General features: G+C 53.5%; 7 protein-coding genes, 4 tRNA genes, 2 rRNA genes and 1 pseudogene. 1 reads left to right on the forward strand and 13 read right to left on the reverse strand.

Going from position 1 to position 13,884, the window contains the following annotated elements:
* Nucleotides 1-175 precede the first annotated feature (175 nt).
* The 6 genes from VA597_RS11015 to VA597_RS11040 form a co-directional block, all read right to left on the reverse strand.
* Nucleotides 176-250: transfer RNA gene (locus VA597_RS11015), tRNA-Glu, on the reverse strand.
* Nucleotides 251-318: 68 nt separating this feature from the next.
* Nucleotides 319-394 (reverse strand) — tRNA-Lys (locus VA597_RS11020).
* Between the two features lie 149 nt (nucleotides 395-543).
* Nucleotides 544-3,483, reverse strand: a 23S ribosomal RNA gene (locus VA597_RS11025).
* Between the two features lie 504 nt (nucleotides 3,484-3,987).
* Nucleotides 3,988-4,064: transfer RNA gene (locus VA597_RS11030), tRNA-Ile, on the reverse strand.
* Between the two features lie 178 nt (nucleotides 4,065-4,242).
* Nucleotides 4,243-4,318: transfer RNA gene (locus VA597_RS11035), tRNA-Ala, on the reverse strand.
* A 246-nt stretch (nucleotides 4,319-4,564) separates the two neighbouring features.
* A 16S ribosomal RNA gene (locus tag VA597_RS11040) occupies nucleotides 4,565-6,083 on the reverse strand.
* The 16S and 23S rRNA genes sit together here with 4 tRNA genes alongside, the layout of an rRNA operon.
* A gap of 421 nt (nucleotides 6,084-6,504) precedes the next feature.
* Here VA597_RS11040 and metA point away from each other — a divergent pair.
* Entirely contained in the window at nucleotides 6,505-7,431 is a 927-nt protein-coding gene (gene metA / locus VA597_RS11045) for a homoserine O-acetyltransferase MetA (protein ID WP_128742880.1), read from the forward strand.
* Nucleotides 7,432-7,473: 42 nt separating this feature from the next.
* Here metA and VA597_RS11050 read toward each other — a convergent pair whose 3' ends face one another.
* From VA597_RS11050 to VA597_RS11080, 7 genes and pseudogenes are all read right to left on the reverse strand, one after another.
* Complete coding sequence (locus tag VA597_RS11050; protein WP_128742882.1) at nucleotides 7,474-8,124, reverse strand: sigma-70 family RNA polymerase sigma factor; 651 nt, start codon at nucleotides 8,122-8,124, stop codon at nucleotides 7,474-7,476.
* Nucleotides 8,117-8,560, reverse strand: a complete 444-nt coding sequence (spoIIAB, locus tag VA597_RS11055; RefSeq protein WP_305764108.1) for an anti-sigma F factor — start codon at nucleotides 8,558-8,560, stop codon at nucleotides 8,117-8,119. The genes VA597_RS11050 and spoIIAB overlap by 8 nt, the downstream gene beginning before the upstream one ends.
* A gap of 1 nt (nucleotide 8,561) precedes the next feature.
* Nucleotides 8,562-8,876, reverse strand: a complete 315-nt coding sequence (locus VA597_RS11060; RefSeq protein WP_128742884.1) for an STAS domain-containing protein — start codon at nucleotides 8,874-8,876, stop codon at nucleotides 8,562-8,564.
* 138 nt (nucleotides 8,877-9,014) lie between these two features.
* On the reverse strand, nucleotides 9,015-10,310 hold the full coding sequence (locus VA597_RS11065; RefSeq protein WP_128742885.1) for a bifunctional folylpolyglutamate synthase/dihydrofolate synthase: 1,296 nt from the start codon (nucleotides 10,308-10,310) through the stop codon (nucleotides 9,015-9,017).
* 36 nt (nucleotides 10,311-10,346) lie between these two features.
* Nucleotides 10,347-10,604 (reverse strand): annotated as a pseudogene (locus tag VA597_RS11070) (TfoX/Sxy family protein).
* A 30-nt stretch (nucleotides 10,605-10,634) separates the two neighbouring features.
* A complete protein-coding gene (locus tag VA597_RS11075) occupies nucleotides 10,635-13,259 on the reverse strand; it encodes a valine--tRNA ligase (protein ID WP_128742887.1) in 2,625 nt (874 codons plus the stop codon).
* A gap of 73 nt (nucleotides 13,260-13,332) precedes the next feature.
* Nucleotides 13,333-13,824 (reverse strand): hypothetical protein, encoded by a 492-nt coding sequence (locus tag VA597_RS11080; protein WP_128742888.1) that lies wholly within the window; start codon nucleotides 13,822-13,824, stop codon nucleotides 13,333-13,335.
* Between the last annotated feature and the right edge of the window lie 60 nt (nucleotides 13,825-13,884).

The raw sequence follows: 13,884 nt of genomic DNA on the forward strand, positions 1-13,884 counted from the left end.
ATTGAATTATCAAACACCAATCCTGTGACCCGTGCGGGATTCGGCCGGATGCTCCGCATCCTTCCGGCTTGCACTTTCGCGCTTCACCACTCTTCGCTAAAGTTCTGCCACCGGCAAAACTTCTTAACGCTCAGACCCTCTCGAGTTCGAATCCGCTTTAGAATTCTAGAAATCTTGGTGACCCGTGCGGGATTCGAACCCACGTTAACGGCGTGAGAGGCCGCTGTCTTAACCACTTGACCAACGGGCCATATCAAATCCGACACTTTCGGCCGGTCCGGAAGTCAGGGTCCCTGACCCCTTTTCCGGCTTACCTTTTGGTGCACCATCAGGGATTCGAACCCGGGACACCCTGATTAAGAGTCAGGTGCTCTACCAACTGAGCTAATGGTGCATAGACCATGCGGTCGGCACGCGCCTCCGGCGATCATGCCATCGGCTTACGGGGTTTTCCCGCACTGTTTTTTCAGATACATATCGTACCTTCAAAACTGAATAAAGACTGAGAAGGGAAAAGCGAACTTGAACGGGCAAACCAAAAATATGGTCAAGCCCTCGGCCTATTAGTACTGCCAAGCTGAACACGTTACCGTGCTTACACACGCAGCCTATCAACCTTGTAGTCTACAAGGGGCCTTACCAGCTTATGCTGTGGGATATCTAATCTTGGAGTCGGCTTCACGCTTAGATGCTTTCAGCGTTTATCCGATCCGCACATAGTTGCCCAGCTGTGCCATTGGCATGACAACTGGTGCGCCAGAGGTGCGTCCATCCCGGTCCTCTCGTACTAAGGACAGCTCTCCTCAAATATCCTGCGCCCACGACAGATAGGGACCGAACTGTCTCACGACGTTCTGAACCCAGCTCGCGTACCACTTTAATCGGCGAACAGCCGAACCCTTGGGACCGAATACAGCCCCAGGATGTGATGAGCCGACATCGAGGTGCCAAACCTCCCCGTCGATGTGGACTCTTGGGGGAGATCAGCCTGTTATCCCCAGGGTAGCTTTTATCCGTTGAGCGACGGCAATTCCACTCTCATACCGCCGGATCACTAACTCCAACTTTCGTTTCTGCTCGGACCGTCATCCTCGCAGTCAGGCTGGCTTATGCGTTTACACTCTCCCGCACGGTTTCCGTCCGTGCCGAGCCAACCTTTGAGCGCCTCCGTTACGCTTTTGGAGGCGACCGCCCCAGTCAAACTGCCCGTCTAACAATGTCCCCCGGCCGGATTCACGGCCGCAGGTTAGAATTTCAGCAACTTAAGGGTGGTATCCCAAGGACGACTCCGCTCCAGCTGGCGCCAGAGTTTCAAAGTCTCCCACCTATCCTGTACATAAATTACCGAAACCCAATATTAAACTGCAGTAAAGCTCCATGGGGTCTTTCCGTCTTGTCGCGGGTAACCGGCATCTTCACCGGTACTACAATTTCGCCGGGCGGGTAATTGAGACAGTGCCCAGATCGTTACACCTTTCGTGCGGGTCGGAACTTACCCGACAAGGAATTTCGCTACCTTAGGACCGTTATAGTTACGGCCGCCGTTTACTGGGGCTTCAATTCAATGCTTGCACATCTCCTCTTAACCTTCCAGCACCGGGCAGGTGTCAGCCCCTATACGTCATCTTTCGATTTGGCAGAGACCTGTGTTTTTGCTAAACAGTCGCCTGGGCCTATTCTCTGCGGCCTCATCTCTGAGGCACCCCTTATCCCTAAGTTACGGGGTCAATTTGCCGAGTTCCTTAACTACCCTTCTCCCGTTGGCCTTGGAATCTTCTTCCTGTCTACCTGTGTCGGTTTGCGGTACGGGCGCATCGGATATCCCATAAGACTTTTCTCGCCCTGCTCTAAGCATGCTTCCCTACTAAATTTCGGTCCCTTGCGCCCGGGTCAACCAACGCCCGGGTCATGCCCTTTGCAGGTGTCATCTTACTTAAATCCTTCTGCGGCTACGGAATGTCAACCGTATGTGCATCGGCTACGCCTTTCGGCCTCACCTTAGCTCCCGGCTCACCTGGAGCGGACGAACCTTCCTCCAGAAACCTTAGACTTTCGGCCAATATGATTCTCACATATTTCTCGCTACTCATTCCGGCATTCTCTCTTGAATGAAATCCACCGGCGCTTCCGCTCCGACTTCAACTCTCATTCAACGCTCTCCTACCATGCTCAGCCATTCTCCACGCTCTCAATCCTTTTCAGCTTTTAAGTAATTTCGCGTCGCTGCGCGCCGCCAGATTCCTTCTTCACTTTCGCTAATTGAGGTTATGGAGAATGACTGAGCATCCCAAGCTTCGGTACACGATTTTAGCCCCGTTGAATTTTCGGCGCAGGGTCACTCGACCAGTGAGCTATTACGCACTCTTTTAATGAATGGCTGCTTCTGAGCCAACATCCTGGTTGTCTGTGCAACCCCACATCCTTTGCCACTTAACCGTGTTTGGGGACCTTAGCTGTGGGTCTGGGCTGTTTCCCTTTTGACGATGAAACTTATCTCACACCGTCTGACTCCCGTATATCGATTATCCGGCATTCTGAGTTTGATAGGCTTCGGTAGCCTTTCGGCCCCTAGACCATTCAGTGCTTTACCTCCGGTAATCTGATACGAGGCTAGCCCTAAAGCTATTTCGGAGAGAACCAGCTATCTCCGGGTTCGATTGGAATTTCTCCGCTACCCACACCTCATCCGCTACCATTTCAACGGGAGTCGGTTCGGTCCTCCATGGGGTTTTACCCCCACTTCAACCTGGACATGGGTAGGTCACCCGGTTTCGGGTCGAATACAACTGACTTCATGCGCCCTGTTCAGACTTGGTTTCCCTGCGGCTCCGTCCCTTAAGGACTTAACCTTGCCAGTTACATTCACTCGCCGGACCATTCTACAAAAGGTACCCGATCACCCGTTGACGGGCTCTCGGTGCTTGTAAGCACAAGGTTTCAGGTTCTTTTTCACTCCCCTTCCGGGGTCCTTTTCACCTTTCCTTCACAGTACTCTTCACTATCGGTCACTGGGTAGTATTTAGGCTTGGAGGGTGGTCCCCCCACGTTCCCACCGGATTTCTCGTGTCCGGCAGTACTCGGGATACAGCCCGCTCCGCTTTCCCTTCGCATACGTGACTTTCACACTGTCTCGTCGGCCTTTCCATGCCGTTCTGCTCGGGATCGCAGACTCTTTGGCTGTCCACACCCCGAAGGCATTGCTGCCTCCGGTTTGGCCTCTTCCGCGTTCGCTCGCCACTACTTGCGGAATCTCAATTGATTTCTCTTCCTCGCCCTACTTAGATGTTTCAGTTCAGGCGGTTCCCCCCGTAAAGCTATGAATTCACTTTACGGTGACCGGACATAACTCCGGCCGGATTGCTCCATTCGGACACCTATGGATCAAAGCCTGCTTACGACTCCCCATAGCTTTTCGCAGTTTGCCGCGTCCTTCTTCGGCTCCCAGTGCCAAGGCATTCCCCTTGCGCTCTTTGTAGCTTGACCATGTGATTTTTTGGTTCTTCAAAATTGTAGTTTTTCTATCAGATTAATCTTTTAGAATAACAACTTTTCTCGCTTTATCTGCTTCTCGCTTTATTCAGTTTTCAAGGTACAACCTGAGGTTGACGCACGTCGCGGGTCAGCTTTCAGTTCAAAGAACCTTACCTGCCGCGGCCTTTACCAGCCTGCAGATTACACACAACATTCCTTTTCACTTTCATGAACCGGAACATCATATGTATTGACACACAGTGTCTCTCGTCGCGCTCTCGCCCGTCGGTTTCCCTGACTCACGGTCGCGGATTCAAAATACCATATGTAATTGTGAACCTTTTGGGAGCGTCTTCCGACTGTCCCGCCCGATTCAGTTTGTCTCCCGCTCTTTTCTTCACGGCGGGCCGTGCATGCAGACTCAGTCTGCTGGTGGGCTTAATCCTCGAGTCACACTCTGCCTGAATGGCTTATGTGGTTCTCGTATGGATTAATCCCGAGCGCACTGTCGTGCGCTGGTGGGCTTAAGTGGACTCGAACCACCGACCTCACGCTTATCAGGCGTGCGCTCTAACCGGCTGAGCTATAAGCCCATATTTTGTTGTCGGACGCTCTGGCTAGAGGTTTGATCCCCAATCCTTCGCATTTCCAACGCCGGTTTCAGGTTCTTACCCTTCACCCTGTTCACTTTTCGGACTTCCTTCTGTTGCGCGGGCACTCTGCCGGCTGTTTCCAGCCCGTTCTGTGCGCGACGAAACGGACGTCTGTCCGTGGTGGAGATAAACGGGATCGAACCGTTGACCTCCTGCTTGCAAAGCAGGCGCTCTCCCAGCTGAGCTATACCCCCATATGGAAGTGATTCAACTGTCTGGTTCTTCTCAGTTCTCTCTCACTGAAGTTCCCTACACTGATTCCGGGAGCCTTTTCAGACTGTCCCGCCACTTAAAGGCACTTTCCTGCCGGTTCTCACCGGCGGGCCGTGCCTCCAAGCTCAGCTTGGGGCCTTCAAAATTAAACAACGATTGTTCAGAAGTCGTCTTCCGTAACCGACCTAGGATGTCTGAGCCATTGTTCATGACTCATGTCTCCATAGAAAGGAGGTGATCCAGCCGCACCTTCCGATACGGCTACCTTGTTACGACTTCACCCCAGTCGCCAATCCTACCTTCGGCGGCGCCTTCCTTGCGGTTAGGCTACCGACTTCGGGTATTACCGGCTCCCATGGTGTGACGGGCGGTGTGTACAAGGCCCGGGAACGTATTCACCGCGGCATGATGATCCGCGATTACTAGCAATTCCAGCTTCACGCAGGCGGGTTGCAGCCTGCGATCCGAACTGAGACCGTTTTTGGGGTTTTGCTCCACCTCGCGGCTTCGCTTCCCGTTGTTAACGGCCATTGTAGTACGTGTGTAGCCCAGGTCATAAGGGGCATGATGATTTGACGTCGTCCCCACCTTCCTCCGTTTTGTCAACGGCAGTCTGATTAGAGTGCTCTTGCGTAGCAACTAATCACAAGGGTTGCGCTCGTTGCGGGACTTAACCCAACATCTCACGACACGAGCTGACGACAACCATGCACCACCTGTCTCAACTTTCCCCGAAGGGCACCTAATGCATCTCTGCTTCGTTAGTTGGATGTCAAGACCTGGTAAGGTTCTTCGCGTTGCTTCGAATTAAACCACATACTCCACTGCTTGTGCGGGCCCCCGTCAATTCCTTTGAGTTTCAACCTTGCGGTCGTACTCCCCAGGTGGATTACTTATTGTGTTAACTCCGGCACGGAAGGGGTCAGACCCCCCACACCTAGTAATCATCGTTTACGGCATGGACTACCAGGGTATCTAATCCTGTTTGCTACCCATGCTTTCGTGCCTCAGCGTCAGTTAAAGCCCAGCAGGCCGCCTTCGCCACTGGTGTTCCTCCCGATCTCTACGCATTTCACCGCTACACCGGGAATTCCGCCTGCCTCTACTTCACTCAAGCACCACAGTTTCAAGTGCAATCCATGAGTTAAGCCCATGGTTTTCACACCTGACTTGCAGTGCCGCCTACGCACCCTTTACACCCAGTAAATCCGGACAACGCTTGCTCCCTACGTATTACCGCGGCTGCTGGCACGTAGTTAGCCGGAGCTTCCTCCTCAGGTACCGTCATTATCGTCCCTGAGGACAGAGGTTTACAATCCGAAAACCTTCTTCCCTCACGCGGCGTTGCTGCATCAGAGTTTCCTCCATTGTGCAATATCCCCCACTGCTGCCTCCCGTAGGAGTCTGGGCCGTGTCTCAGTCCCAATGTGGCCGTTCAGCCTCTCAGCCCGGCTACCGATCGTCGCTTTGGTGGGCCGTTGCCCCGCCAACTGGCTAATCGGACGCGAGTCCATCTCTCAGCGGATTGCTCCTTTGATTCCAGTGCCATGTGACTCCGGAATATCATGCGGTATTAGCGTCCGTTTCCAGACGTTATCCCCCTCTGAAAGGCAGGTTCCTCACGCGTTACTCACCCGTCCGCCACTAAACCATCTCTAAGCAAGCTCAAAAATGGTTCCGTTCGACTTGCATGTGTTAGGCACGCCGCCAGCGTTCGTCCTGAGCCAGGATCAAACTCTCTAAAATTTGGTATATATTCGCCTTCCGGCGTTTATATCTCTTTTAGAGCGTCTTCGGCTCTTAAAGTCCGATACACTAACGTATCGCTTGTGATTTTTTTGAAAGAGTTTTCCGTCTCTTTTTGTCCGAAAGTACTTTTCACTCTCGTCCTTTACGGGTTCCTTCTTCTGTCTCTCGTTGTTTAATTTTCAAGGTCCCATCGTCAAATATAACAGAAGAAACTGCAAAATCATTTTGCCTTTCAGCAATCTGCCTTGAGTTTTATTCCGTTTTTCGACGGCTTTACTATAATATCACGTCCTAAAACCGATGTCAATGCTTTTTTGTAGTTTTTAAAAGTTTTTTGATTGATTAAGTTCTTGAAGTAAAATCCTTTGTTTGTTATAATGTTTGTCAGCGTTCTTCGATTTAGAAAGGAGGAATCGGTTTGCCGATCAGAATACAGAATTCTCTGCCTGCCTGCCATGTGCTGGAATCGGAAAATATTTTTGTCATGACCCAGGAGCGGGCGATGAGCCAAGACATCCGCCCACTGAAAATTGTCATTTTAAATCTGATGCCGACAAAAATAGAAACGGAGACCCAGCTGCTGCGCCAGCTGAGCAATTCGCCGCTGCAGGTGGATGTGGAATTGATGCAGATGGCTTCTCATATTTCCAAAAACACGCCGCAGACGCACCTGAATACTTATTATAAAACATTCTCCGAGTTAAAAGATCAAAAATTTGACGGAATGATTATTACCGGAGCCCCGGTGGAAAAGCTTCCCTTTGAAGAGGTCGACTACTGGCCGGAGCTTTGCGACGTGATGGCGTGGAGCCGCAGAAACGTCTATTCTACCATGCACATCTGCTGGGGAGCACAGGCCGGGCTTTACTATCACTATGGAGTGCCCAAATATCTGCTGCCTAAAAAGGTGACGGGCATCTTCATGCACAGCGTCCTTTTTCCCCTGCATCCTCTGGTGCGCGGTTTCGACGACGATTTTTGGGCGCCGCATTCGCGCTACACGGAGATTCACCGAGAAGACGTTGCCGTTCATCCGGAACTTGAACTATTGACCGAGTCCGGGGAAGCGGGACCCCATATCATCGCGGCAAAAAGCGGGCGCCAGTTTTTTGTCACGGGACATGAGGAATACGACCGTGACACCCTGAAAAAAGAATATCTGCGGGACTTGGAAAAGGGAATCCACCCTGAGATGCCAAAAAATTATTTTCCGGGAAACGACGCGACAAAAGAGCCGCCGTTCGTCTGGCGCAGTCACGCGAGCCTGATGTTTTCCAACTGGCTGAACTATTATGTGTATCAGCAGACGCCCTACGATATCAAGGATATCTCCGAATCGATCTGAACAAAAACCGGGAGGCAGACTCGTTTCTGCCTCCCGGTTTTCTTATGTCAGCTTGAGCTGCAGCTCTTTCAGAATCTTCTTTTCCCTCCGGGAAACCTGGACCTGCGTCATGCCGAGCGCGGATGCGGTCTCCACCTGCGTTCGGTTCTGGAAGTAGCGGAAAATAATAATGCTGCGGTCCCGCGGCTCCAGTTCCGTCACAACCTGTTTGAGCGACAGCAATTCGGCGATTTTGTCATCCTCCGAGTCCACTTCGACATCGATCTGGCCTCCCCCGTCCTCATCCGCCGCCGTGAGAGAAACCGGCATCTGCGCCGCGCCCAGGGCCTCTGCCGCCTGTTCCGGCTCCACATTGAGCAGATCAGCCAGTTCCCGGACGGTCGGCGTCCTGCCCTCGCGTTCCGAAAATTCGGAGGAAAGACGCGTAGCCCGGAGCGAGAGCTCCTTAAGGCTGCGCCCGACTTTGATTGTCCCGCCGTCCCGGAACAATCTGCGGATCTCCCCCAGAATCACGGGAACCGCGTAAGTGGAAAATTTGACGCCGCGGTCCGGGTCAAAGTGATCGACCGCCTTGACAAGGCCCAGACATCCCGCCTGGAACAAATCGTCATACTCGACGCCGCGTCCGCGGAAATGCCTTGCGCAGGAATGGACGAGTCCGATATTTTCCCGAACCGCCTGATCCCTATCCATTTTTCTGAGGGCGGCGCTCAATTGTCTTCTTCATCGTGACCGTCGTCCCCTTTCCGGGTTTGGAGATGACGTGAAGCCGATCCATAAAGCTCTGCATTACTGCAAAACCGAGCCCGGCCCGTTCTCCCTCCTGTGTTGTAAAAAGCGGCTGCATTGCCTGTTCAATATCTTCGATTCCGCAGCCCCTGTCTCGGACCCTGACTGTAACGGCGCCGTTTTCATATAAGCGGCAGGTTATGTATACGGTTCCTATGGTATCCCGATAGGCATGCACGATACAGTTTGTCACCGCTTCCGACACCGCCGTTTTGATATCGCAGAGCTCGTCCACCGTGGGATCCAGCTGTGCGACGAACGCCGCAACCGCAGCGCGTGCGAACGCCTCATTGGACGAACAGCTTGGAAACGAAACCGACATCTCATTGAGTGACTTCAATTCAGTCCCCTCCCTTAATAGCGCAAAGCTGATTCAGCCCCGCAAGCGACACGATTTTTTCAATTTTCGGCGGAAGACGGACAATTTCCACCTTACCGCCCCACAACTGCATCAATTTGCAGCGTCCCATAATCAGCCCGATGCCGGAGCTGTCCATAAACTGCACCGCTGAAAAATCGAAAATCAATTTTTTCGGCTTGATTCTTGACGCGGTTTCATCAATTTCTCCCCGGATCTCCCTTGCGGAATGATGGTCGATTTCCCCGCTGAGAACCGCTGTCAGGACCCCCTCCTTTAGAATCAGCCTGACGCCCATATGAAAGCCCCCCGTTGAATAAATTTATTTATTATTCCCGTTTTTACCCGGATGATTCACATTCGCATAAAAAAATCCCTTACTCAATAAAGATAAGGGATTTCGACTGAAATATTGCTCGAATTTTGCGGACAGGCTCTATTTTTTCGCCGGACTCCAAAGTTTCAGCGCATGGGAACGCACCGCCCCGGCAAGATAGAGGGACCCGCAGATCAAAAGCGCGCCGTTGGAACTCAGTCTGCCGTGTGCCATGCGAAGCGCCTCGTCCTGTCCCGCCGCAGGCTCGGCGGGGATTCCCAGCCGCCGCCACCGCTCCGCCAATTCGTGGGCGCTCATGGCGCGGGGACTGGAGGGCTCCGTTGTGATCACATAGGAAAACAGTCCCGACAGGTTTTTCAGCGCCGCATCGACATCCTTATCCTTCAGCATCCCCATCACGGCGATCAGGCCGCGGCCCGGAAGGTATTGCCGGACCGCGGAAGCCAGCGCGGCGGTTCCGTCCGGGTTGTGCGCTCCGTCCAAAATCACCAGAGGCGAGCGGGACAGAACCTCGAACCGGGCGGGAAACACCGCCTCGGAAAAACCCTGCTTCACCGCTTCCTCCGGGATGGAATAACCGGAATTTCGCAGCACATCGAGCACGGCGAGGGCAGTCACCGCGTTTTTCACCTGATGCTCTCCCAAAAACGGAAGATGCAGCCGGATTCCATTCCAGGAAAGCTCCGTCCCGAAAAGATCGGTGGAAAGCTCCCTCACTCCGGAAACAGCCGTTTCAACCAAACGATTGTGCCGCTCCATGGAGGTTCTCCGGATGGTCTCCGCCGCGCCGGGCTTCTGATCGGGATAGCTGACGGTCACTCCGCCTTCCTTGATGATCCCGCACTTTTCCAGAGCAATTTGCTCCACCGTATCGCCAAGGATTTTAGTGTGGTCCAGCGAAATGGAGGTAATCACCGAAACCAACGGCTTTTGAATCACATTGGTCGCGTCCAGACGCCCCCCGAGGCCAACCTCCAGCACAACGAGGTCGCAGGCCTTATCCGCATACCACAGGAAAGCCATCGCGGTGACGGCTTCAAATTCCGTAATCATCTCTCCCTGAGATTCCATTTCTTCGATTTCCGGAAAAACGCGGCCGGCAAGAGAAGCCAGATCGGAATGGGAAATCATCTCGCCGTCGATTTGCATCCGTTCGCGAAAGTCCGACAGATGAGGAGAAAGATACAGCCCGGTACGGTATCCCGCACGGCACAGAACGGAAGCCAAGAGTGCGCAGGTCGTCCCCTTGCCGTTGGTCCCGGCCACATGGACAAATCGAAGCCCGTCCTGAGGGTTTCCTAAACGCCCCATCAGACCGCGGATGCGCTCCAGGCCCGGCCGGGAGCCGAACTGCTGCAGGGATTCAATCTTTCGGACCGCTTCTTCATACGTCATGTAATCCATCCTTCTGATACACGAAAACCGGGAGCATCAAAGCCGATGCTCCCGATAAAAGTCCTTTAACTCCCGTTTGTCCTCCTCCGATAAGCCGTGCCACCGTATTCCCTGCACCGCTCCTTCCAGCGCGCACAGACGGTTGTAACAGGCGGAAGAGTCAAAGCCCTGGATTCGCAGTCAGACCTCTCTGCTCCCCGCCTTTCTGAGCTGTTCCGGCGTTTCAATTCCGGCCTGCCGAAGCTGCTGCGCCATCATTCTGCCGATATTCGGCAAGGACTCCAGTTCATCCATACTTTCACCTCTCCCGGCTTTCAAGCCAGGCTATGATAAAGATTCCAGAGAAGACTGAATCAAAGCAATATGGTCTTTGAGCTTCGCGGCATTCTGACGGACGCCGTCCACAACATTTTCCGGAGCTTTGGAAAGGAATTTCTCATTTTTCAGTTTCGTTTCCGCCGTCGCAAGCTGCTTGAGCGCGGACTCCAGTTCTTTCGAAAGCCGTTCCCGCTCCGCCTTACGGTCTACCAGATCGTCCGTAGGAATCAGCAGTTTCGCATCCGGCGTAACGATGGTCACGGCGTCCGAAACGTTCAAATCCACACCGACCTCTACATGATTCGCATAGGCAAGCCGTTCCAAAATTGCGGCGCCGTCCAAGAAAGTTTTCTGAGATGATGTGTCGATGGAAAGATGGGTTCTGCGCGACGGCGGCACATTCATTTCCGACCGGCGGTTGCGCACGGCACGCACGGCCTCCATAATCTTTTCCATTTCCTGCGCCGCTTCCGGAAAGCTGTGGGAATCATCCGGTTCCGGCCACTTGGAAACCATGATCGACTCGCCCTCGTGCGGCAGGGTCTGCCAGATTTCCTCCGTGATGAACGGCATAAACGGATGCAGAAGCTGCAGCGTTCCGGTCATGACCCAGACCAGGACCCTGCGCGCGTCCTGCGCCGCCTGTTCATCCCCGGAATTCAGGCGGATTTTGGAAATCTCGATATACCAGTCGCAGAATTCATCCCAAAGGAAGTCATAGAGCTTCTGAACGGCAATTCCCAGCTCGAATTTATCCAGATTTTCGGTGATTTCTCCCGCCACGCGGTTAAAGGAATCCACGATCCATTTGTCTTCCAGAGCAAGCTCTTCCGGCAGGCTGTTCGGAACATCCTTTCCTTCGATGTTCATCAAGATAAAACGAGCGGCGTTCCAGATCTTATTGGCAAAATTGCGGCTTGCCTCCACCTTTTCAGTGGAATAGCGCATGTCGTTTCCGGGGCTGTTTCCGGTTGCCAGCGTAAAGCGGAGCGCATCCGCGCCGTATTTGGATATCTCCTGCAGCGGTTCGATGCCGTTTCCGAGCGATTTGCTCATCTTGCGGCCCTGCGCGTCGCGCACCAGACCGTGAATCAGAACATTGTGGAACGGAACCTCCCCCATCTGCTCGATTCCGGAGAAGATCATGCGGGCAACCCAGAAGAAGATAATATCATAGGCGGTAACCAGTGTGTCGGTCGGATAAAAATAATCCAAATCGGGAGTTTTGTCCGGCCATCCGAGCGTGGAAAACGGCCAGAGCGCGGAGGAAAACCAGGTGTCCAGCGTATCCGGGTCCTGCTCCAGATGTTTTGAACCGCACTTCGGGCAGGTATGGGGTTCCTCCCGCGCGACGATCGTCTCGCCGCAGTCTCGGCAGTACCAGGCGGGAATGCGATGCCCCCACCAGAGCTGGCGGGAAATACACCAATCCTTGATGTTTTCCATCCAATGATAATAAATTTTAGAGAACCGATCCGGAATGAACTGCGTTTTCCCCGTCTGAACTTCCGCGATGGCCGGCTCGGCCATCGGTTTCATTTTGACAAACCATTGTTTGGAGACCCGCGGCTCGACCGGAGTGCCGCAGCGGTAGCACGCGCCCACATTGTGCTTGATCGGCTCGACCTTGACCAGAAAGCCGCCCGCTTTCAGGTCTTCCACAATCTTTTTGCGGGCATCCATGCCGGTCATCCCGGAGTAGGAACCGCCGTTTTCATTGATATTGCCGCTTTCGTCCATTACGTTGATAATATCGAGATGGTGGCGCAACCCTACTTCAAAGTCGTTCGGGTCGTGAGCCGGGGTGATTTTCACCACGCCGGTCCCGAAGTCGCGTTCCACATACTCATCGGCAATCAGCGGTATTTCGCGGTTCACCAGTGGGAGAACCAGCGTCTTGCCCACAAGGCCCCTGTACCGCTCATCCTCCGGGTGAACGGCAACCGCGGTGTCACCCAGCATCGTTTCGGGACGCGTGGTCGCAAGCTGAATGTAGCCGCTGCCATCCTTAAAAGGATAGCGGATATGCCAGAAAAAGCCGTCCCGCTCGGAGAATTCCACCTCCGCGTCGGAAATGGAGGTCCTGCAGTGCGGGCACCAGTTGATAATGCGCTCACCGCGATAAATCAGGTCCTTTTCGTACAGGTTGACAAACACTTCGCGAACCGCCTTGGAGCAGCCTTCATCCAAAGTAAATCGCTCGCGCTGCCAATCGCAGGAGGAACCGAGTTTTTTCTGCTGTTCTACAATTCTTCTGCCGTATTTTTCTCTCCATTCCCAGGCGCGCTTTAAAAACGCCTCGCGGCCGATTCCTTCTTTCGTCAGGCCCTCCTTGTGCATGGCCTCGACGATCTTTGCCTCGGTGGCAATGGAGGCATGGTCCGTTCCCGGCAGCCAGAGAGCGCAGTAACCCTGCATTCTGCGGTAGCGGATCAGGATATCCTGCAGTGTACAGTCAAGGGCGTGTCCCATATGAAGCTGCCCCGTGATGTTCGGAGGCGGCATAACGATCGTATAAGGTTTTTTCCCCGGGTCGCGTTCCGCGTGAAAAAATCCGCCGGAAAGCCAGAAATCATAAATCCGGTCTTCCACGTCCTGTGGGTCATAGGTCTTCGCTAGCTCCCTGCTCATTTACTTTCCTCCAATCGGTCAAGCACGGCGGGTTTGACCGAATCATTATGACACCTTCGGCATTTTTTGTCAATTATCCTCCCGCAAGAACCGGCGCGGCGCATCCACCCGAAACCGTGCAGTCCAAAAGAGCGGCGATGCACAGGCAAAGAGGAACATTTTCCGGGTCGGCGATTTCAACGGCATAGCAGTCCCCAGCCATTCCCCAACACTTGCCGTGCGTCATGATAACCTGCGAAACGTCATTCACAATGTCGAACGAACGCATCGGAAGACTGCCGCGGAAGCGCCAGCGCTTTCCCATCATCCTGACAGGCCGCCGAAGAGAGGAGTTATTGACGGTCACCCTGACTCTTTGCCCGCCGGCCGCCACGGAATATCGGATGGAATTGGAAATACGCACGCCCGAAATCCGTCCGACGGCACCGTGTTCCTCATCGAACAATAACATCCTGCAGCCAAACGGAGTGATCTTTCCCGTCACTTCAAAAACCGGATGGCCGTCAAAATTCAAAATGGTAAAAAGACAGTGGGTTCCCCCTACAGTCTTCAAATAAAACTGCAAGCGGATCCCCCCTTTACCGATACAACTTTTTGACTATCATAACATTTTTCCCTCAGGGCA

The sequence above is a fragment of the Caproicibacter sp. BJN0012 genome (assembly GCF_035986805.1).
Taxonomy (GTDB): Bacteria; Bacillota; Clostridia; order Oscillospirales; family Acutalibacteraceae; genus Caproicibacter.